The sequence below is a fragment of the Providencia sp. 6390 genome (assembly GCF_058148425.1).
Window position 1 is genome coordinate 474,569 of sequence record NZ_JBYVYL010000001.1, and the last position, 18,810, is coordinate 493,378.

Annotated in this window: 16 protein-coding genes; 15 read left to right on the forward strand and 1 reads right to left on the reverse strand. The window is 41.4% G+C overall.

Annotation, left to right across the window (positions count from 1 at the left end; genetic code table 11):
* Nucleotides 1-105 precede the first annotated feature (105 nt).
* The 13 genes from AC3Z9T_RS02330 to dld all read left to right on the forward strand — a co-directional run bounded on the left by AC3Z9T_RS02330 (nucleotide 106) and on the right by dld (nucleotide 15,068).
* On the forward strand, nucleotides 106-1,023 hold the full coding sequence (locus tag AC3Z9T_RS02330) for a GNAT family N-acetyltransferase (protein ID WP_490124587.1): 918 nt from the start codon (nucleotides 106-108) through the stop codon (nucleotides 1,021-1,023).
* A gap of 109 nt (nucleotides 1,024-1,132) precedes the next feature.
* Nucleotides 1,133-2,383: an MFS transporter gene (locus tag AC3Z9T_RS02335; protein ID WP_490124588.1), complete on the forward strand. Its 1,251-nt coding sequence runs from the start codon at nucleotides 1,133-1,135 to the stop codon at nucleotides 2,381-2,383.
* 1 nt (nucleotide 2,384) lies between these two features.
* Entirely contained in the window at nucleotides 2,385-3,461 is a 1,077-nt protein-coding gene (locus AC3Z9T_RS02340) for a Gfo/Idh/MocA family protein (protein WP_490124589.1), read from the forward strand.
* Entirely contained in the window at nucleotides 3,458-4,525 is a 1,068-nt protein-coding gene (locus AC3Z9T_RS02345; RefSeq protein WP_490124590.1) for a sugar phosphate isomerase/epimerase family protein, read from the forward strand. Before AC3Z9T_RS02340 ends, AC3Z9T_RS02345 begins: the two co-directional genes overlap by 4 nt.
* The gene (locus tag AC3Z9T_RS02350; RefSeq protein ID WP_490124591.1) at nucleotides 4,522-5,661 is read left to right on the forward strand and encodes a Gfo/Idh/MocA family protein; all 1,140 of its coding nucleotides are present in this window, start codon (nucleotides 4,522-4,524) and stop codon (nucleotides 5,659-5,661) included. Before AC3Z9T_RS02345 ends, AC3Z9T_RS02350 begins: the two co-directional genes overlap by 4 nt.
* Nucleotides 5,662-5,871: 210 nt before the next feature.
* Nucleotides 5,872-6,990: an ABC transporter substrate-binding protein gene (locus AC3Z9T_RS02355; RefSeq protein WP_490124592.1), complete on the forward strand. Its 1,119-nt coding sequence runs from the start codon at nucleotides 5,872-5,874 to the stop codon at nucleotides 6,988-6,990.
* A 21-nt stretch (nucleotides 6,991-7,011) separates the two neighbouring features.
* Nucleotides 7,012-8,106 (forward strand): FecCD family ABC transporter permease, encoded by a 1,095-nt coding sequence (locus tag AC3Z9T_RS02360; RefSeq protein WP_490124593.1) that lies wholly within the window; start codon nucleotides 7,012-7,014, stop codon nucleotides 8,104-8,106.
* Nucleotides 8,103-8,894 carry an ABC transporter ATP-binding protein gene (locus AC3Z9T_RS02365; RefSeq protein WP_490124594.1) on the forward strand — a complete coding sequence of 264 codons (792 nt, stop codon included), beginning with the start codon at nucleotides 8,103-8,105 and terminating at the stop codon, nucleotides 8,892-8,894. Before AC3Z9T_RS02360 ends, AC3Z9T_RS02365 begins: the two co-directional genes overlap by 4 nt.
* Before the next feature lie 242 nt (nucleotides 8,895-9,136).
* On the forward strand, nucleotides 9,137-11,116 hold the full coding sequence (locus tag AC3Z9T_RS02370) for a ligand-gated channel protein (protein WP_490124595.1): 1,980 nt from the start codon (nucleotides 9,137-9,139) through the stop codon (nucleotides 11,114-11,116).
* Between the two features lie 90 nt (nucleotides 11,117-11,206).
* Entirely contained in the window at nucleotides 11,207-11,470 is a 264-nt protein-coding gene (locus tag AC3Z9T_RS02375) for a hypothetical protein (protein WP_490124596.1), read from the forward strand.
* Nucleotides 11,471-11,541: 71 nt separating this feature from the next.
* Complete coding sequence (locus AC3Z9T_RS02380; RefSeq protein ID WP_490124597.1) at nucleotides 11,542-11,757, forward strand: hypothetical protein; 216 nt, start codon at nucleotides 11,542-11,544, stop codon at nucleotides 11,755-11,757.
* Nucleotides 11,747-13,129 carry an APC family permease gene (locus tag AC3Z9T_RS02385; protein WP_490124598.1) on the forward strand — a complete coding sequence of 461 codons (1,383 nt, stop codon included), beginning with the start codon at nucleotides 11,747-11,749 and terminating at the stop codon, nucleotides 13,127-13,129. Before AC3Z9T_RS02380 ends, AC3Z9T_RS02385 begins: the two co-directional genes overlap by 11 nt.
* 205 nt (nucleotides 13,130-13,334) lie before the next feature.
* Complete coding sequence (gene dld / locus AC3Z9T_RS02390) at nucleotides 13,335-15,068, forward strand: D-lactate dehydrogenase (protein ID WP_490124599.1); 1,734 nt, start codon at nucleotides 13,335-13,337, stop codon at nucleotides 15,066-15,068.
* Between the two features lie 40 nt (nucleotides 15,069-15,108).
* Here dld and sbcB read toward each other — a convergent pair whose 3' ends face one another.
* On the reverse strand, nucleotides 15,109-16,536 hold the full coding sequence (gene sbcB, locus AC3Z9T_RS02395; protein ID WP_490124600.1) for an exodeoxyribonuclease I: 1,428 nt from the start codon (nucleotides 16,534-16,536) through the stop codon (nucleotides 15,109-15,111).
* A 495-nt stretch (nucleotides 16,537-17,031) separates the two neighbouring features.
* On the opposite strand from sbcB, the gene AC3Z9T_RS02400 reads away from it, so the two are divergent.
* Both AC3Z9T_RS02400 and AC3Z9T_RS02405 read left to right on the forward strand, forming a co-directional pair.
* Nucleotides 17,032-17,229: a hypothetical protein gene (locus tag AC3Z9T_RS02400; protein ID WP_490124601.1), complete on the forward strand. Its 198-nt coding sequence runs from the start codon at nucleotides 17,032-17,034 to the stop codon at nucleotides 17,227-17,229.
* 272 nt (nucleotides 17,230-17,501) lie between these two features.
* A complete protein-coding gene (locus tag AC3Z9T_RS02405) occupies nucleotides 17,502-18,761 on the forward strand; it encodes an MFS transporter (protein WP_490124602.1) in 1,260 nt (419 codons plus the stop codon).
* Nucleotides 18,762-18,810 lie beyond the last annotated feature (49 nt).

Here is an 18,810-nt window from a genome sequence, read left to right on the forward strand (position 1 = left end):
CAATTTCAATGTAATCGATTTCATTTAAGAATATTTAGCATAAGTGAATATCGCCATTTAGTAATAGCCTCATTTTGAAAACTAAAAAAGTGTGAGAGGTGATGGATGGACTTGCAATTACAGATAGCACAACGCGTTGATCGTAAATCGGTAGCAGCGTTAATTCATGATTCAACTAACCAATGGTATCAGCAACATGGGTTAGGGAAGATATTTCCCGCGGGTCCGCAAAGCTGTGAGTTGTTTGTTGATGTCTATGACAAGCTAGATGATGGCTATCACTGGATTGCTCGTGATGAACAAGGCTTGATCCGCGGTTCTTGTTTTTTTCACCCAAGAGAAACGCATTTAGGTCTAGGGATCATGAATGTGCACCCTGATTGCTTTGGTCAAGGTATTGCCAGTCGATTGTTATCAAAAGCAGACGAATTGGCAGGGGATTTACCGATCCGTTTGTTGTCGAGTGCACTCAATTTAGATTCATACTCACTCTATCGACGCGCAGGTTTTACACCTTATGCAGTGTATCAAGATATGGCGATCAGCATTCCTATTGAAGGAACCGCGTTTCCTCGGCTGACCAAAGGCCATATGCGCGATGCTCGAATGGAAGATTTAGCGGCCATTATGCAGCTTGAATCTGAATTATTGGGGATCGCGCGCAAACGTGATATTGAATATTTTCTGCACAACATCAGTGGAGTATGGCGCATCGCAGTTTGGGAATTGAATGGACGCATCGAAGGGTATCTCGCATCAGTAGCACATCCAGCATCTCGTATGTTAGGGCCTGGATGTAGCTATCGTCATGAAGTTGCTCTCGATTTACTTAATTGGATGCTCAATCATCATCATCGCGGTACAACTGCCGTTGTATTAGTACCCGTTGAAAATTTAGCGCTATCTCAAACTTTAATTAAATGGGGAGCTAAAATCTGCGAATTACATCTTGCTCAAGTCAAAGGCTATGCACAGCAACCTAGCGGCGTGATTATGCCGTCTTTTTTACCTGAAAGTGGTTAATAACAATAATATACACACTCTATACACATTCTTTGCACACTCTAAATGATCCGCAATGCGGCTAGATGATAGCGACATTGCGAGTAGAAAAATTATAGTCGGGGGTCTTATGGGTATTAACAGCATTGCTCAAGAGGGCAAACATACCGCTCATACATGGGTAGTACCACGGTTAGCATTAATGATGTTTCTGCAATTCTTTGTTTGGGGCGCATGGTATGTGACGCTCGGTGTCGTCATGGGCAAATATGGTTTGTCCGCTATCATTGGTGATGCTTATTCTACAGGACCAATCGCCTCTATTTTATCGCCATTTGTCCTTGGAATGGTGGTTGACCGCTTTTTTGCCTCACAAAAAGTACTCGGGGTATTACATCTCATTGGTGCGATATTGTTGTGGATCATCCCTAACTTCTTCACCGCGGACCATAGCTGGTTATTGTGGCTGATTTTTGGCTATATGTTGTGCTATATGCCAACAATTGCTTTAAGTAATAATGTTGCATTTTATAGTTTAACTAACAGTGAAAAAGCCTTCCCTGTAGTGCGTGCATTTGGCACATTTGGTTGGATCGTTGCAGGACTGATTGTGGGAGGAACAGGTCTGTCAGACAGTATCGAAATTTTCACATTAGCAGCGGTTGCTTCATTAGTATTGGCTATTTATAGCTTTACCCTGCCACATACCCCTGCGCCTGAACGTGGCAAACCAGTGGCGATGCGTGACTTGTTATGCGCTGATGCCTTTGCCATGTTGAAACAACGCCACTTCTTAGTGTTTATTATTTGTGCAATGTTAATTTCTATTCCTCTCGCTGCTTATTATGCCTACGCCGCGCCGTTCGTTGCTGCAACCGGTTTTACTAACGTCGGTGGCGTAATGTCGATTGGACAAATGTCAGAGCTATTCTTTATGTTGCTCATCCCGTTTTTCTTTGCTCGCCTAGGAATTAAGGTGATGCTATTGATTGGGATGCTGTCGTGGTTCTTACGTTATGTGATGTTTGCATTAGGCATTACCGAAGAACTGCGTTGGATGATCTACATTGGCATTTTCTTACATGGTATGTGTTATGACTTCTTCTTTGTTATTGGTTTCATTTATACCGACAAAGTCGCAGGCGAAAAAGTGAAAGGGCAAGCACAAAGTTTATTGGTACTGTTTACCTACGGCGTAGGGATGCTAATTGGTTCTCAAGTGAGCGGATTGTTATTCAATAATATGGTGACTGCACAAGGTGATGCCGCACTGCCTCAATGGCAACATTTCTGGTGGTATCCAGCGATTGGTGCTTTAGTGATTGCGGCACTGTTCTTCTTCGCATTCAACTATAAAGATAAACCTGCGGAGGAAAAATAAGATGGCTAACTTACGTGTTTTAGTGGTGGGTTGCGGCAATATGGGCGCATCGCATGCAGAGGCTTACCATGTGATGGAGGAGGTCGAGATTTGTGGATTAGTCGCACGCGGTGACTCACGTGAGGTGCTTAATCAGCAATTAGGCGGCGGTTATCTTACATTCAGTGATTATGAGCAAGCTTTACAACAAACTAAACCGGATGCTGTTTGCCTAACAACTTATCCAGACACGCATGAAGCCTATGCATTGATAGCTTTAGCTGCGGGTTGTCATGTCTTTATAGAAAAGCCGCTTTCAACCACAGTGGAGGGGGCGAAAAGGGTGATCGCAGCCGCCAAGCAAGCTAACCGCCAAGTGGTGGTTGGCTATATTTTACGTCACCATCCTTCATGGCAACAGTTCATTCATTTAGCTCGTGAATTGGGTAAGCCATTAGTGATGCGTATGAACTTAAATCAACAAAGTCATGGACAGATGTGGAATGTACATCGCAATTTGATGCAATCATTATCACCGATAGTCGATTGTGGGGTGCATTATCTCGATGTAATGTGCCAAATGACCCAAGCGGAGCCGATTAGTGTCAGTGCGATTGGGGCTAGGCTAACCGATGATTTACCTGAACATATGTATAACTATGGTCAATTACAAGTACGCTTTGTCGATGGTTCTGTGGGATGGTATGAGGCGGGCTGGGGACCAATGATCAGCGAAACGGCTTATTTTGTAAAAGATGTGATTGGCCCTCGTGGCGCAGTTTCGATCATGGCTCGTCATAATGAAGGACATTCCGATAATGTCGGCGGTCATACACGCACTGAATCATTACGGTTACATCATGCAGAACTCGATGAAGAAAATAACTTTAAGCAGCCTGATAGTTGGATTGACTGTCAAGATGAGCCTGATCATTTGGCTCTGTGTTTAAGTGAGCAGCGCTATTTTGTGCAGGCAATCACACAGCAATTAGATCTTAAACAGCATTTGCAGGATGCATTAAACAGCTTACGTATCGTCCTTGCGGCCGATGAAGCGGTACGTAGTCAAGGTACCGTAGTACTTGGGAGTGCATTATGAAAAGGATACAAGGACCTGGGCTCTTTCTAGCGCAATTTATTGGCGAAAACGCCCCGTTTAATTCATTGGATGGTCTGGCTAAATGGGCTGCGGAACTTGGATTCACCCGTATTCAAATTCCAACCATGGATCCACGAATTTTTGATCTTGACTTGGCGGCAACCAGCCAAAGCTATTGTGATGACGTTATTGCACGGCTTCAGCAATACGGCATTCGTATTAGTGAATTATCAACTCATATTCAGGGGCAGCTGATTGCGGTACATCCTGCTTACGATACGGTGTTTGATGGTTTTGCACCCGAATCGGTGAGAGGGGACCCTGAACGGCGGCAAATGTGGGCGACTGAACAGCTGATGAAAGCGGCTCAGGCGTCACAACGATTAGGGTTAACAACACATGTGACCTTTTCAGGTGCTCTCGCATGGCCTTATTTTTACCCTTGGCCGCCACACAATGCATTATTGTTTGAAGAAGCGTTTGCACAACTTGCACAGCGCTGGTTGCCTATCCTTAATCGATTCGATGAATGTGGTATTGATGTATGTTATGAGTTGCATCCGGGAGAAGATTTGCATGATGGTGTGACTTTTGAACGTTTTCTTCAATTAGTTGGCAATCACCCGCGTTGCCATATTTTATATGATCCTAGCCATTTACATCTACAGCAAATGGATTATCTCGGTTTTATAGATTGTTATCACCAACGTATCCGAGCTTTTCATGTCAAAGATGCGGAATATACACCCAATGCAAAAAGCGGTGTGTATGGCGGTTATCAGCCATGGTTAGAACGGGCAGGGCGTTTTCGTTCACTAGGCGATGGCCAAATTGACTTTAAATCTATTTTCAGCAAGTTAACTCAGTATGATTTTTCAGGTGTTGCCACTTTAGAATGGGAGTGCTGCATAAAATCGCCTGAAGCGGGAGCGCGTGAAGGGGCTGAATTCATTCAACGTCATATTATTCCAATCACAGAGCATGCTTTTGATGATTTTGCTGCCGTTGGAGCCGATCGCCAGCAAGTCAGGACGCTTTTAGGTATAAAGGGCGCTGATATATGAGACTAAAATTAGGCATGGTGGGTGGTGGTGAAGGGGCATTTATCGGTGCGGTTCATCGATTGGCTGCACGCATGGATGATGAGTATGAGTTGGTCGCAGGTGCATTTTCTTCTGATGCCCAAAATTGTCTGCGTACTGGGCAATGGCTGCATATATCGCCTGACCGCTGTTATGCTGATTATCAACAAATGGCGCTAGCAGAGTCAGTGAGAGCCGATGGTATTGATGTTGTTGCGATCGTGACACCGAACTACTTACATGCGACTGTTGCAACTGCGTTTCTCAATGTAGGTATCGATGTGATTTGTGATAAACCGTTATGTACTTCTTATACAGAAGGGCTAGAGCTCGCTCAAACGGTTCGAGATAGTGGTCGACAACTGTTTTTAACTCACAATTATAGTGCTTATCCATTAGTACGCGAGGCACGCAGCCGAATATTAGCGGGTGAATTAGGCGAAATTCGCTATATCGAAGTGGAATATTTACAGCAATGGTTAGCGACGGATCTAGAAGTAACGGGGAACAAGCAAGCGAGCTGGCGAGCCGATCCACAAAAAGCAGGCGCGGGTTGTATTGGTGATATTGGTACTCATGCATGGCAATTGGCGCTATTTGTGACTGATATGGTACCTTCAGCGATCAGCGCTGAGTTATCTTCTTTAGTTGCAGGGCGTCAGTTAGATGATGATGTCCGTGTGCAAATGCGTTATCACAATGGCGCAAAAGGCCGTTTGTGGGCGAGCCAAGTTGCTTGTGGCGAAGAGAACGGGCTGCGTTTACGAATATATGGAACGGAAGGCAGTTTAGAATTTTCGCAAGAAAATCCCAACCAATTATGGATAAAACCTTTCGATAAAGCGGCGTATTGCATTACTCGAGCCTCGTTAGCTCAATACAAAGAAAACCGTGATTTAGCGCGTGTGCCAGCAGGTCATCCTGAAGGCTACTTAGAAGGATTTGCGCAAATTTATCGTGAAGTGGCTCAATGCTTGCGTGAAGGATCACAAGCAGCGCCATTACTACCAAAAATCGATACAGGTTTACAAGGTATGGCATTTATCGATGCGGCGCAACGTAGTAACAATAATAATGGTGAGTGGATAGATTTAAGCGAGTATCAAATATATAGATAATAATCGCTTCTCTATAAAAAACCTAAATGGGCCAGCTGTCTGGCCTATTTTTTTGTCATAACTGAATAAGTTTTAGGCTATCAATTACCGAGTATGATCACAATTTAGTTAACACCTTTAATTAAATTGGCAATCGTATTGATAAGTATTCTTATTTGCTTTATTGTTATGGCACTAAAAAATGGGGTGAAGGGGTACGAAGTGAATTGCATGGCGAAATCGTTAGCAAAGGGGATAAGTTTAACACTATTAGTCGGTTCAGTGTTTAGCGCTAATGTATTGGCGGCAACGGTGACCGATATAGCTGGGCGCACGGTTGAAGTGCCTGATAATGTTAACCGTATCTTACTTGGCGAAGGCCGTTTATTTAGTGCGATTGCCTTACTTGAAGGCGATAAACCACTGGATAGAATTGTTGGTTGGCAAGGCGATTTACGTAAACTAGACCCACAAACTTACGCTGTATATAAAGATAAATTTCCGCAAATCGATAACATCCCTCTTATTGGTAACACCAGTGCTGATAGTGTCAGTGCGGAAAAAGTGTTAACACTTAACCCAGATATCGCTATTTTCGGTTTGTCTGGTCACGGACCAGGAAAAAATAGTGAGTTAGTGAATCAACTCGAAAAAGCGGGTGTACCAGTAGTTTTTGTTGATTTTAGGGATAATCCTCTGCAAAACACGTTGCCTAGCATGCGTATGTTAGGCAAAGCACTAAATCGCGAACAAGTTGCTGAGAAATACGCTGACTTCTACGAGAAAAATCAAAAATTGGTTACGGATATCACCAGCAAAATAGCTGAAGACAAAAAACCAAGTGTATTTATCGATTTACGTGCGGGTGCATTTGAAGATTGTTGCGGTACAGCAGGTGACGGCAACATGGGCAATTTTATTGACCTTGCTGGCGGTAAAAATATTGCCAAAGGGGTATTGCCGGGCGCATTAGGTACCATGAATTTAGAAAAAATCATTGCTGCGGATCCGCAAATTTATATCGCAACGGGTGCCAAAGCGCCAAAGAGTAAAGATGTCGGTGTGCAACTCGGTGCACAAAGCACCGTTGAAGATGCAAAAGCGAGTCTGAAAACCATTACTGAGCGCAAAGGTATTAGTTCTTTGTCAGCTGTGAAAGATGGTAAAGACTATGCGATTTGGCATAACTACTACAACTCACCTTATAACGTATTAGCAACGCAAGTATTTGCTAAATGGTTCTATCCAGAGCAATTCGCTGATCTTGATCCGCAAAAAACCTTAAATGAATTGCATAGCCAGTTTTTGGCGGTAGAGCCAACTGGTGTGTATTGGGTGAGTGAAAAGTAAATTTAGTAGGTAATTATCATCATGAGTCTTACTAGCGAGCCAATGTCAGTTATCGAACAGCCAGCTAAAGAGCAGGATAATGGTGTGAAACATCATTATCAACAAATGTTACGTCGTCGTGTGGCGTGGATTGCTGTGATCATCACTGCGATCTTATTATCACTGGTGATAGATTTTACCCTAGGGCCATCAGGGTTATCGTTAGAAAAACTGTGGCAGACGCTAGTTTCTCCTGATTCTGTTGAAGCGGGAACTCGAGTGATTGTTTGGGACATTCGCCTACCGTATGCACTGATGGCGGTGGTGATTGGGATGTCACTTGGTCTTGCAGGGGCGGAGATGCAAACCATCTTAAACAACCCGCTAGCCAGTCCGTTTACTTTGGGGGTATCCAATGCGGCGGCATTTGGTGCTGCATTAGCTATTGTTTCAGGTATTGCTATCCCTGGTGTTCCCGACCAATGGGTAATTTCGGCCAATGCGTTTATTTTTGCTTTACTGGCTGCCTTGATGTTAGATGCCGTGACGCGTTGGACTCGTGTGGCAACCTCAGGTGTTGTGCTATTTGGTATTGCATTGGTGTTCACCTTTAATGCATTAGTGTCAATGATGCAGTTCATTGCGACAGAAGATACGCTACAAGGTTTGGTCTTTTGGACCATGGGGAGTTTATCTAAAGCGACTTGGATGAAACTCGGCGTGATGGCATTAGTATTTGCACTGGTTTTCCCAATTGCCATGATGAGTTCATGGAAATTGACTGCATTAAGGCTTGGTGAAGATCGTGCAATTAGTTTTGGGATAGATGTGCGTCGTTTACGTTTAACTACGTTATTGCGTATCAGTATTTTGTCTGCATTAGCGGTTGCCTTTGTTGGTCCTATTGCTTTTATTGGTTTGGTTGCACCACATATTGCCCGTTTAATGTTTGGTGAAGATCACCGCTTTTATCTTCCGGCAAGTGCTTTGATTGGTGCGTTGGTGTTATCGATGGCATCGATAGCGTCGAAAAATATTATCCCAGGTGTAATTATTCCTGTTGGTATTGTGACCTCATTAGTCGGCGTGCCGTTCTTCTTAAGTATTATTTTGCGTCACAGAGGAAATGTATCATGACCGATGGCCTGATTATTAATCGCTTTAATGCAGGTTATCCAAAACACCCTGTGATTGAAGATTTAACCACCCAGTCTTTACCGAGAGGTAAAATTACTGTTTTGTTAGGGCCAAATGGCAGTGGGAAATCAACTTTGTTGCGTTCTTTGGCTGGGCTCAATAAAGCAACGGGGCAACTATTGTTGGATGGCATCGATTTAACTTGCCAAAATTTTGCTCAGCGTGCACAAAATGTGGTGTATTTACCACAAAGCTTACCGGCTGGTGTTCATTTGTATGTATTAGAATCTGTGATTGTTGCCCAAAGAGCTTCCGGCGGATTGAGTAATGAAAATAGTAAAGATGAAGTGATGCATCTATTACGTCAATTGGGCATTGAACATTTAGCATTAAGCTATTTGGACCAATTATCAGGTGGTCAAAAACAATTAGTCGGTCTGGCTCAATCATTAATACGCCAACCTAATTTATTATTATTAGATGAGCCATTGAGCGCGCTCGATCTTAATTACCAATATCATGTTATGGATTTGGTAGCGAAAGAAACGAAGCGTCGCAACATAATCACCGTTGTGGTGGTTCACGATATTAATATCGCGTTAAAACATGCAGAGCATGTATTAATGCTTAAGAAGGGTAAATTAGTTGCGCAAGGTGAACCAGAAGAGGTCATTACACCGGACAGCCTAGCAGAGGTATATGGTGTCAGAGGGCGTATAGAGCGCTGTTCGCAAGGTGTGCCGCAGGTGCTGATTGATGGTTTAGTCCATACCAAATTGGCGAGTTAGTGATGAAGTGTGTCTATTCAATTTAAATAGGCACACTGAATTAAGAAATAACATTATATTTCTTGCCAGTAATTAATTATAGAAAATTAATGCTATATAACTTTTTGGCATTAATTCTCTATAGATAATTAATTTTATCTAACAATAAAAAATAATAACAGTACGATTGAGGATATATCCCTCATATTGAGCTTTGTCACATCAAAAAAATTAAATCTAATTTATCTCTCGGAGAGTTGGGAATGGTTGTTTTTAATAAAAGAAAAATTGCGATCAGCATTATTGCGGCTATTGCATCTGCACCTGCATTTGCTGATGACAGTAAAGACGTGATTATGGTTACCACAGCATCTGGTTTCCAGCAGAAAATAGAAGATGCACCTGCTTCTATTTCTGTGATCAGCCGTCAGCAATTAGAAGATAAAGCATACCGTGATGTGACGGATGCCTTAAAAGATGTACCGGGTGTTTTAGTCACCGGTGGGGGAAGTAGTACCGATATTAGCATTCGTGGTATGGATGCCAAATATACGATGATCCTAATTGATGGTAAACGTGTTGATACCCGTAGTACACGTCCAAATAGTGACGGCTCAGGTATTGAACAAGGTTGGTTGCCACCATTACCTGCGATTGAGCGTATCGAAGTTGTTCGCGGACCTATGTCTTCTTTGTATGGTTCAGATGCTATGGGCGGCGTTATCAATATTATTACTCGTAAAGTAGGCAAAGAATGGCATGGTAGCTTACGTGCTGACACTACGATCAATTCGCATAGAGATTCAGGCAACCAAGGACAAGGTAGCTTCTATACGTCAGGTCCATTAATTGATGGCTTACTGGGGATGAAATTGAATGGTGTTTATTCACATCGTGGTGAGGATAAGTTTGTTGGCGGTTTTAACAAACAAAAAATTGGTTCTATTGGAACTACTTTAACTTTCACACCTGATGAGCAGAATGCGTTTGATTTTGATTTCAAACATGATGAGCAAGAACGCGACTCAACAATTGGTAAGTCTAGGGCTTGTACGAAACGTTCATGTGAAGATAACAATACCAAGTATCGTCATAATAATTATGCGTTAACACATAATGGTGCTTATGAATGGGGTTCTATTGAAACGTTTGTCCAACGTGATGAAACGAAGAACCCGAGTCGTGAAATGGAATACAACGACACGTTAGCTAAAAACCAAACTGTATTTAACCTTGGTGACCATATTGTCAGTGTGGGTGGGCAATATCGTTATGAGGATCTGAAAGATAAGGGTAATCAGTTCCCTGAAAGTGCAGGTAAGATAGCGAATAGCTTAAACCGTTATAGCTGGGCGCTGTTTGCTGAAGATGAATGGATGATGACGAATGATTTCTCTTTAACCGGAGGCATTCGTATGGATAAAGATGAAAACTTTGGTTCTCATTGGACGCCGCGTTTATATGGTGTATGGCATGTGTCTGACGAGTGGATCGTGAAAGGTGGGGTATCTACAGGCTACCGTTCTCCTGACTTACGTCAAGTGGCACCTAACTGGGGGCAAGTGACGGGTGGTCAAACGAGCAATGGGATGATTTTAGGTAATAAAGATCTGAAACCAGAGAAAAGTGTTACTGAAGAAATCACTTTCATGTGGAATAACCAAGACAACATGAATGCAGGTATTACTTTCTTCAATACTGATTTTAAAGATAAGATCATGGAGTACAATATTTGTGATAAGGCTAGACCTTGTACGAATGCTGACTTCGCTAATGGTGCAAGTTATGACTTTATCAGTACACGAGATAACGTAGATAAAGCGTACCTGCGCGGAATTGAAGTTAACTTTAATTGGGATATTGTAGAAGATCTCTCTTTAGCGACTAACTATACATACTCAGATTCAGAGCAAAGAAGTGGTACATTTAAAGGTAAAGCTTTGAGTAAAACACCAAAGCATATGGCGAACGCAACGTTGACGTGGAAAACAACTGAAGACTTAGAAAGTTGGACTCGAGTTAACTACCGTGGTAGAACCAATCAATATCTATCTCGCTCTTCTATGAGCGGTTCTATGCCTTCATATGCATTCTTTGATGCAGGTTTAAGCTATAACTTGACGAAAGAAGTTGATTTGGTTGCTGGTGTTTATAACATTTTAGATAAGCGCTTAGACTCAGATATCAATGATGGTGTGAGCGATGGTCGCCGTTATAACTTTGGTATCAACTATAATTTCTAATTAATACTCGTCATCCTGCAACTCGAATTATTTAGAGTATAGTATAGGCGGATATTGCAAAGCCTTCTTTATTTGATAAGAAGGCTTTTTTTGTTTGTTCGTGCTAAAAAGCCTAAAAAAATACATTTAATGGCGAAAAATTATGGAATAAAACAAGTTATTAGCTGTTACTGCGAAAATAGCAAACCTATCAAAAATTCTCATCAAATATTGGCCACTTTTTTGACGATAACTATTGCTATTTCACTACTTGAAGTGCAAAATGCGCGGACTAAAAAAATGACTGATACCTCAATTTCCGGTATCGGTTTTTTTTTGCTTTTTAAGTTCGTTCATTTTCGCGGGGCCGGATAATAGGCCGGATAGATAAATTATATTTTTACGTGTAGCTAACATTTAATGCTACCGATTTGAGGAATGCTTGCATGGCTTACTTTTTCGCATTCGCAGCAGGGCCTGGTGGCCGCGGCTGCCGCATCGATGACTACGGGGCAACTACTTGCTTCGCTAACTCACCATTTAACCTTTCTTCTTTTTTTTCTGCCTATAGGCAGATGCAAAGTCTTCCCAGTAACTGTCGATTAAGTAGGTTCAGTAATACTCAATCGAAAGTTATGGGAGGGCTTTATCATGCCAAATAATTCAATACCACTATCAATCGGTAACAACCAAACTGGTGCAAATAACCGTGTACAACTTGCAAAAACGCTGACGCTAATGCAAGTGGTGATGATTGGTCTGGCCTATATTCAGCCAATGACCATCTTCGATACATTTGGAATGGTATCCGATAAGACCGGCGGACACGTCCCGACTTCTTATATTATTGCGCTTGCCGCGATACTATTTACAGCTCTGAGCTACGGCAAATTGGTGAAACGTTTCCCATCAGCCGGCTCAGCGTATACCTATGCTCAAAAATCAATGAGCCCGCACATTGGCTTCTTAGTAGGATGGACATCATTGCTCTCCTACATCTTTATGCCAATGATCAACATCTTGTTGGCGAAGATCTACTTACAAGACATCTTCCCGACTGTTGAACCGTGGATATTTGTGGTTGGCCTAGTGATTTTAATGACTGCGGCTAACTTACGCGGTATTAACGTTATTGCTAACCTCAGTACCGTTATTGCCATTATCCAAATTGGGGTCATGGCTGTCTTTACCTTCCTCGTTATTCATGGTGTATCGAATGGTGAAGGAACCGGTGAAATATGGACATTTAACCCATTTGCCAATGAAAAAACAGAATTAATCCCATTGATTGCAGGGGCAACTATTCTCTGTTTCTCATTCTTAGGCTTTGATGGTTTAAGCTCATTGTCAGAAGAAACACCAAATGCAGGAAAAGTGATCCCTCGCGCGATTTTCTTAACCGCATTGATTGGTGGGATCATCTTTATTACGGTTTCATTCTTCTTACAGCAGTATTTCCCTGATGTTTCTCGCTTTAAAAACATCAACGAAACGCAACCTGATATTATGCGTTTTGTGGCTGGGGCATTCTTCCAATCTATTATTTTGGTGTTTTCATGCGTCACAGTATTGGCATCAGGCATGGCTGCACACGCAGGTAGTGCACGCTTGATGTATGTCATGGGTCGTGATGGGGTATTCCCAGAAAAAGTTTTTGGTTATGTTAGCCCGAAATGGCGCACGCCAGCCTATAACGTATTAATGGTAGGTGTGTTGGCCCTTGGCGCTATCTGGTTTGAGATGGATTTTGCAACCGCACTGATCAACTTTGGTGCATTGATTGCCTTCACCTTCGTGAATATCTCTGTTATCAGCCAGTTTTTTATTCGTGAACGTCGCATTCATGGGTTCAAAAACATTCTTAATTACTTGATTTTACCTGTGATTGGCACATTAACGGTATGTGTATTGTGGTTAAACATTGAAGAGGATTCAATGGTATATGGTCTGATCTGGACTGCTGTTGGTCTGGTTTATATGGCTGTTTTAACCCGTATGTTCCGCCGTCCAATGCCTCAAATGAGTGATAATTAATTCAGTTGAGCCGATCAAGTTTTAACCATGTAAACAGCGCCTTCGAGCGCTGTTTTTTTTTGGGTAAAAGCCAGTTTTTCTATAAATCACCTAACCAAATTATACAAATAATTAATTGTTAAATTGCATAAATATCTAAATCAAAAATTATTTATAATGTGATATGGTTGAACGATTGCAATCATCCTGACAGGAAGGCTTAGAAATGAAAGCGGTAAACAGCCCTGAAAATCAACGCTTATTACTTACACTCAGCAATATTGTAGGCAAAAAAAATCTTCTAACTGAACCTCATAAAACTGAGCGTTATCGTAAAGGCTTTCGTTCAGGAATGGGGGATGCAATTGCGGTTGTGTTCCCAACAACGTTATTAGAGCAATGGTATGTGTTTAAAGCCTGCGTAGAAGCAGACAAAATCGTTATTATGCAAGCGGCGAATACAGGGTTGACTGAAGGCTCTACGCCAAGTGGTTATGATTATGACCGTGATATCGTGATCATCAGTACACTACGGTTAAATCAAATTCAAGTGCTACCTGAGTTTAATCAAGTCGTTGCTATGCCGGGTAGTACGCTGTATGACTTAGAGAAGATATTAAAGCCACTCGGTCGTGAACCTCATTCATTAATCGGGTCATCATGTATTGGTGCTTCAGTGGTCGGTGGGATCTGTAACAGTTCAGGTGGCTCTCTAGTGCGCCGTGGTCCAGCTTATACTGAGTTAGCCTTATACGGCCGTGTTAATGAGGACGGTAAGGTTGAATTGGTCAATCATCTAGGTATTGATTTAGGTGAAACGCCGGAAGAGATATTAACTAATCTACAAAACCGTGGTTACCGTACTGAAGATATTGAGAAAAGCGAAAAACTTGCCTCCGATCATGATTATGCTCAGCGGGTGCGTGATGTTGATGCAGATACACCGTCACGTTTTAACGCTGATGAACGCCGTTTATTTGAAGCTTCAGGCTGTGCAGGAAAATTGGCTGTGTTTGCTGTGCGTCTTGATACATTTCCTGCTGATACATCAACTAAAGTGTTCTATATTGGCTCGAATAACCCAGATGTCCTTGAAGATATCCGTCGTCATATTTTAAGTGAGTTCAAAAACTTACCCGTTGCGGGTGAATATATGCACCGTGGCTGTTTTGATATAGCTGAAATCTATGGCAAAGATACCTTTTTAATGATTGATAAGTTTGGTACGGACAAAATGCCACTCTTTTTCACCATAAAAGGTCGTATTGATGCAGTATTGAATAAAGTGCCTTTACTGCCATCAAACCTTGTTGACCGCACAATGCAATTACTCAGTAAGTTATGGCCATCTCATTTACCGCCTCGTATGAAGCAGTTTCGTGATAAGTATGAACATCACCTGATGCTAAAAATGGCGGGGGAAGGCATTGAAGAAGCTCAAGTGTGGCTAAAATCATTTTTTGCCACAGCAGATGGTGGTTACTTTGAATGTACCCCTGAAGAAGGGGCTAAAGCTTTCTTACATCGTTTTGCAGCAGCAGGTTCAGCAGTGCGCTATCATGCTGTTCACAATAAAGATGTTGAAGATGTTTTGCCTTTGGACATTGCATTGCGTCGTAATGACCGCGATTGGTTTGAAAAATTACCACCTGAAATTGAGAAATTATTAGTCCACAAATTGTATTGCGGGCACTTTATGTGCCATGTGATGCATCAAGACTATGTATTGAAAAAAGGCGTTGACCCAAAAGAATTGAAAGAAAAAATGTTAGCATTGTTAGATGAGCGCGGGGCGCAGTATCCAGCAGAGCATAATGTGGGGCATCTGTATAAAGCCCAGCCGCAGCTAAAATCTTTCTATAAGCAAGCTGACCCAACCAATACCATGAACCCTGGTTTAGGTAAGACAACTAAACAGAAAAATTGGGAAGGGGATTGTGGGTGTAATCACGACCATTAATGATTTATAGGGCAGGGTTTCCTGCCCTCATCTATTATATTCAGCTAGTGAGTTCTCTTGCGTAATAAGCCAACGCTTTTAATTGCTTACAGCGTTCTGCATCATTTTGATGCTCGATCATGAGTGACTCAATAGTTTGCATATAATCGGTTAAACGACTTTCAGTAAAGTAATCTCTACGATGTTGCAACCAACGCTGCTGTTCATCATAAGAGAGAATAGTTGGGTAGTTACGTGCCTTGTAACGGAAAAACAGCTCTTTCATTCGCGGATCTTCAAACGTTAGATCGAGGGCAGGTAAATTCTGTGGTAACGTTTCTCTGATGATATCCATGGTTGAGCGATCAGAGTTGCTAAAGAAACCACTATAGATTTTTGCATCCACATCATCAGGTTCATCAAAAGGTTGTGCTTGTGCAAAAATTTCAATCACTTTGTTACGAACATCGGGGTTTTTACGCAAAATTTCTAAATTCCGCAGACAAAGATCACGATCAACACCTGTGCGCTGCGCATCTTCTGTTCTTAACGTTTTTTCAGGTGCTAAAATTGGACACTTATTAATATGTACCAATTTAATTGGAACAGGTAAAACATCACCTAACTCAGCTTTAGGTGTGTATAAACGTTCACGGAGTACTTCAACGGGTAAATCAATTAATGGCGAAATATCGGCGGAAAGGTCGCACATGATCACAGCATTACGGTTATCTGGATGCCAAGCCAATGGGGCGACAAGGCTAATATAAGAACGTAGAGCGCCGAACATCCCTGAAACATGTACCAAAGGGGGCATATCGACAATATCAATCAGCTGGCTAACTTTGTTTTTATTACGCAATTGATAAAAGTAATCAAACATTTTTGGCTGCGCAGACTTTAAGAGCTTTGCCATATTGATGGTAGCAAGTACATCAGACATCGCATCATGAGCATTTTCGTGGGCAACGCCATTGGCTTTGGTGAGATGTTCAAGGCGCATGCTAGGCAGGCCGTCGTCATTTTCAGGCCACTGGATCCCTTCAGGGCGCAATGCAAAACAGGCTCGTAATGCATCTAATAAGTCCCAACGTGAATTACCTTGCTGCCAACTATAGGCGTACGGATCATAAAAGTTACGATAAAAAATATTACGAGTAACCTCATCATCGAAACGAATATTGTTATAGCCCATGATGCAAGTATTGGGGTGAGAGAAGGCTCGATGAATTCGCTTGGCAAACTCAGCCTCATGGACCCCTTGAGCTAAAGCAAGTTGTGGGGTGATCCCTGTGATCATCACCGCTTCAGGTTGCGGAAGATAATCATCGGTAGGTAAACAATAAAAAACCTCAGGTTCTTCAATGATATTAAAATCTAAATCAGTGCGAACACCTGCGAATTGTGCAGGACGATCTAGCGCAGGGTGTTTACCAAAGGTTTCATAGTCATGAATAAAAAATGAGGGCTGTTTTTTAGTCTCTTGCAACGTGCTTCTCCATTTGGCTTGAGCGGTGTTTCCGTGATGAGGTTTTTTGTGGTGAGCCTTCGATAACGGTAAATCATAGTGAGCCACAAGCCTTATATGCTAATTTGAAAGTATGTTGCTATTACGCGTTTGTGTGTTTGCGTTATAGTGCAAAGTTGTCACTTTTTAACTCGTTTGTTAGCTAACTCTATAGCGAATTCTATAGCGAATATATTCATTACAACACAAAATACCGATCCTCTATTATATCAGAAGTAGCCAAAAATCTGAACTAATGGCGTTTAAAACCAGGTTGTTTTCTAATTAAATTTATTCCTAATATATATTCTTATTTTTTAGTTGTGTGCATAATTAATATTATATTTATCAATTGATTAATGGATTTCTTTTAAGTCGTTCTGGTCACAAAACCACGTAAAACAGCGTAAAAATAAACGTAAAAGCCGCATTTTTGATCTACTATTTTAAGTGCCACTAACAAAAAAGGATGCGCTTATGAATACCTATGATGAAAGAACTCGTTTGATTTTGTCTGAAATTGGTAGAGTGACAATAGGGTTGCTTGCCGGTAGTGAAGTGAATAAACAAAAAATAGCCAGTAAATTGCAAGCGGAAGCTAAAGGGGAATCTAATCCTGCACGAAAAAGTATTTTAGATGACGCCGTTACCTTTCTTAATACTAAAATTCAATAGCTTAGTATCGATATCACGAGCCCTCTTTTGAGGGCTAGAGTCGTATCTCGTCCAATCTCCTCGCCAACTGAGTTGTTAACTCACGATAATTTGGAATATCATTGAATGGTTCACTTTTTAACGCTATTAACTTAAGTGATATCGCTCACAAAATACATTTGTTAACGTTAACATTCGTGCGTAACATCACAATATCAAGGTGATTTACTAGTTAATTACCAATGTTAACCTTAACATTTTTGTCAGTCAGGGAAATGAATGGGCAAATGATAATGAATAGCGAATCGAGAAAATACTACGCCTCACTGAGTGCATTGTTGTTTTTTTTCTTTTTTACATGGTCATCAACGTTTTCAGTGGTGGCGATTTGGCTTAGAAAATATGTTGGCTTAGAGGGCGCAGATACAGGGGTTATTTTTTCTTGTATTTCCATCGTTGCGCTATGTGCACAACCACTATATGGTTTTTTGCAAGATAAATTAGGATTACGCAAAAATTTACTGTTATTTATTGCGATCTTATTAATATCATCAGGTCCATTCTTTATGTTGTTTGGGCCATTATTGCAATGGAATGTGGTGATTGGTAGTTTGGTTGGTGGGTTATTTATTGGTATGACTTTTCATGCAGGGATAGGTGTTCTGGAATCTTATACTGAACGAGTGAGCCGCCTGCGTGATTTTGAGTATGGTAAAGCAAGAATGTGGGGGTCTTTAGGTTGGGCGGTCGCCACTTTCTTTGCTGGACGTAACATCAATGTTGACCCTAATTATAATTTTATTATGGCAACCATTTCTGGTGTTATCTTTTTAGTGATTTTATTACGGTTAAAAACGGCTAAAACCAATGCATTTAACAGCCTTGAACATGGTAAGCCTTCAGGGATCACTATTAATGATGCATTACAATTATTTGTCCTACCACGTTTTTGGGCATTGATCTTGTTTGTGCTAGGTACTTGCATTTATAGTGTGTATGACCAACAGTTCATGGTCTATTTTTCTCATCAATTTCAAGATGAAAAAATGGGGAATGAAATGTACGGCTATCTGAATTCATTGCAGGTATTCCTAGAGGCTGGTGGGATGTTCTTGGCTCCTTATATTGTAAATCGTATAGGTGCTAAAAACGGCTTGTTATTTGCTAGCAGTGTGATGGCATTACGGATCATTGGTTCTGGTTTAGTTGAAGGACCCATTATGATTTCTGCGATGAAATTATTACATGCGGTGGAATTGCCTATACTGTTAATTGCTATTTTTAAATATAACAGCCGCCATTTTGATAAACGACTATCGTCGACACTGTATTTAGTCGGATTTAGCTGTATTACGTCGATTGTGGCAAGTATTTTGTCGCCATTGGCGGGGTGGGGTTATGATAAAATTGGTTTCGCAGAGACTTATTTGATTATGGGATGTTTTGTCGTGGTTACCACTATTTTATCGGTCTTTTGTTTACGAAGCGATAAAATGGAGCCTGTAGAGCAAGATGTCAGCTTACCTGAAATTAATGGAAAAACGATGGCTTAAAAGTGTTAACTGAAACAGTTCAGCTTATACTGTATGTATATTAAGCAAA

Excerpts from the sequence above, each read along its gene's own strand:
- AC3Z9T_RS02370 (WP_490124595.1), top strand. The coding sequence starts at position 9,137 with ATGGTTGTTTTTAATAAAAGAAAAATTGCGATCAGCATTATTGCGGCT.
- AC3Z9T_RS02365 (WP_490124594.1), top strand. The coding sequence starts at position 8,103 with ATGACCGATGGCCTGATTATTAATCGCTTTAATGCAGGTTATCCAAAA.
- AC3Z9T_RS02330 (WP_490124587.1), top strand. The coding sequence starts at position 106 with ATGGACTTGCAATTACAGATAGCACAACGCGTTGATCGTAAATCGGTA.
- AC3Z9T_RS02400 (WP_490124601.1), top strand. The coding sequence starts at position 17,032 with ATGAATACCTATGATGAAAGAACTCGTTTGATTTTGTCTGAAATTGGT.
- AC3Z9T_RS02350 (WP_490124591.1), top strand. The coding sequence starts at position 4,522 with ATGAGACTAAAATTAGGCATGGTGGGTGGTGGTGAAGGGGCATTTATC.
- AC3Z9T_RS02345 (WP_490124590.1), top strand. The coding sequence starts at position 3,458 with ATGAAAAGGATACAAGGACCTGGGCTCTTTCTAGCGCAATTTATTGGC.
- AC3Z9T_RS02340 (WP_490124589.1), top strand. The coding sequence starts at position 2,385 with ATGGCTAACTTACGTGTTTTAGTGGTGGGTTGCGGCAATATGGGCGCA.
- AC3Z9T_RS02380 (WP_490124597.1), top strand. The coding sequence starts at position 11,542 with ATGGCTTACTTTTTCGCATTCGCAGCAGGGCCTGGTGGCCGCGGCTGC.
- AC3Z9T_RS02335 (WP_490124588.1), top strand. The coding sequence starts at position 1,133 with ATGGGTATTAACAGCATTGCTCAAGAGGGCAAACATACCGCTCATACA.
- AC3Z9T_RS02360 (WP_490124593.1), top strand. The coding sequence starts at position 7,012 with ATGAGTCTTACTAGCGAGCCAATGTCAGTTATCGAACAGCCAGCTAAA.
- AC3Z9T_RS02405 (WP_490124602.1), top strand. The coding sequence starts at position 17,502 with ATGAATAGCGAATCGAGAAAATACTACGCCTCACTGAGTGCATTGTTG.
- AC3Z9T_RS02355 (WP_490124592.1), top strand. The coding sequence starts at position 5,872 with ATGGCGAAATCGTTAGCAAAGGGGATAAGTTTAACACTATTAGTCGGT.
- dld (WP_490124599.1), top strand. The coding sequence starts at position 13,335 with ATGAAAGCGGTAAACAGCCCTGAAAATCAACGCTTATTACTTACACTC.
- AC3Z9T_RS02385 (WP_490124598.1), top strand. The coding sequence starts at position 11,747 with ATGCCAAATAATTCAATACCACTATCAATCGGTAACAACCAAACTGGT.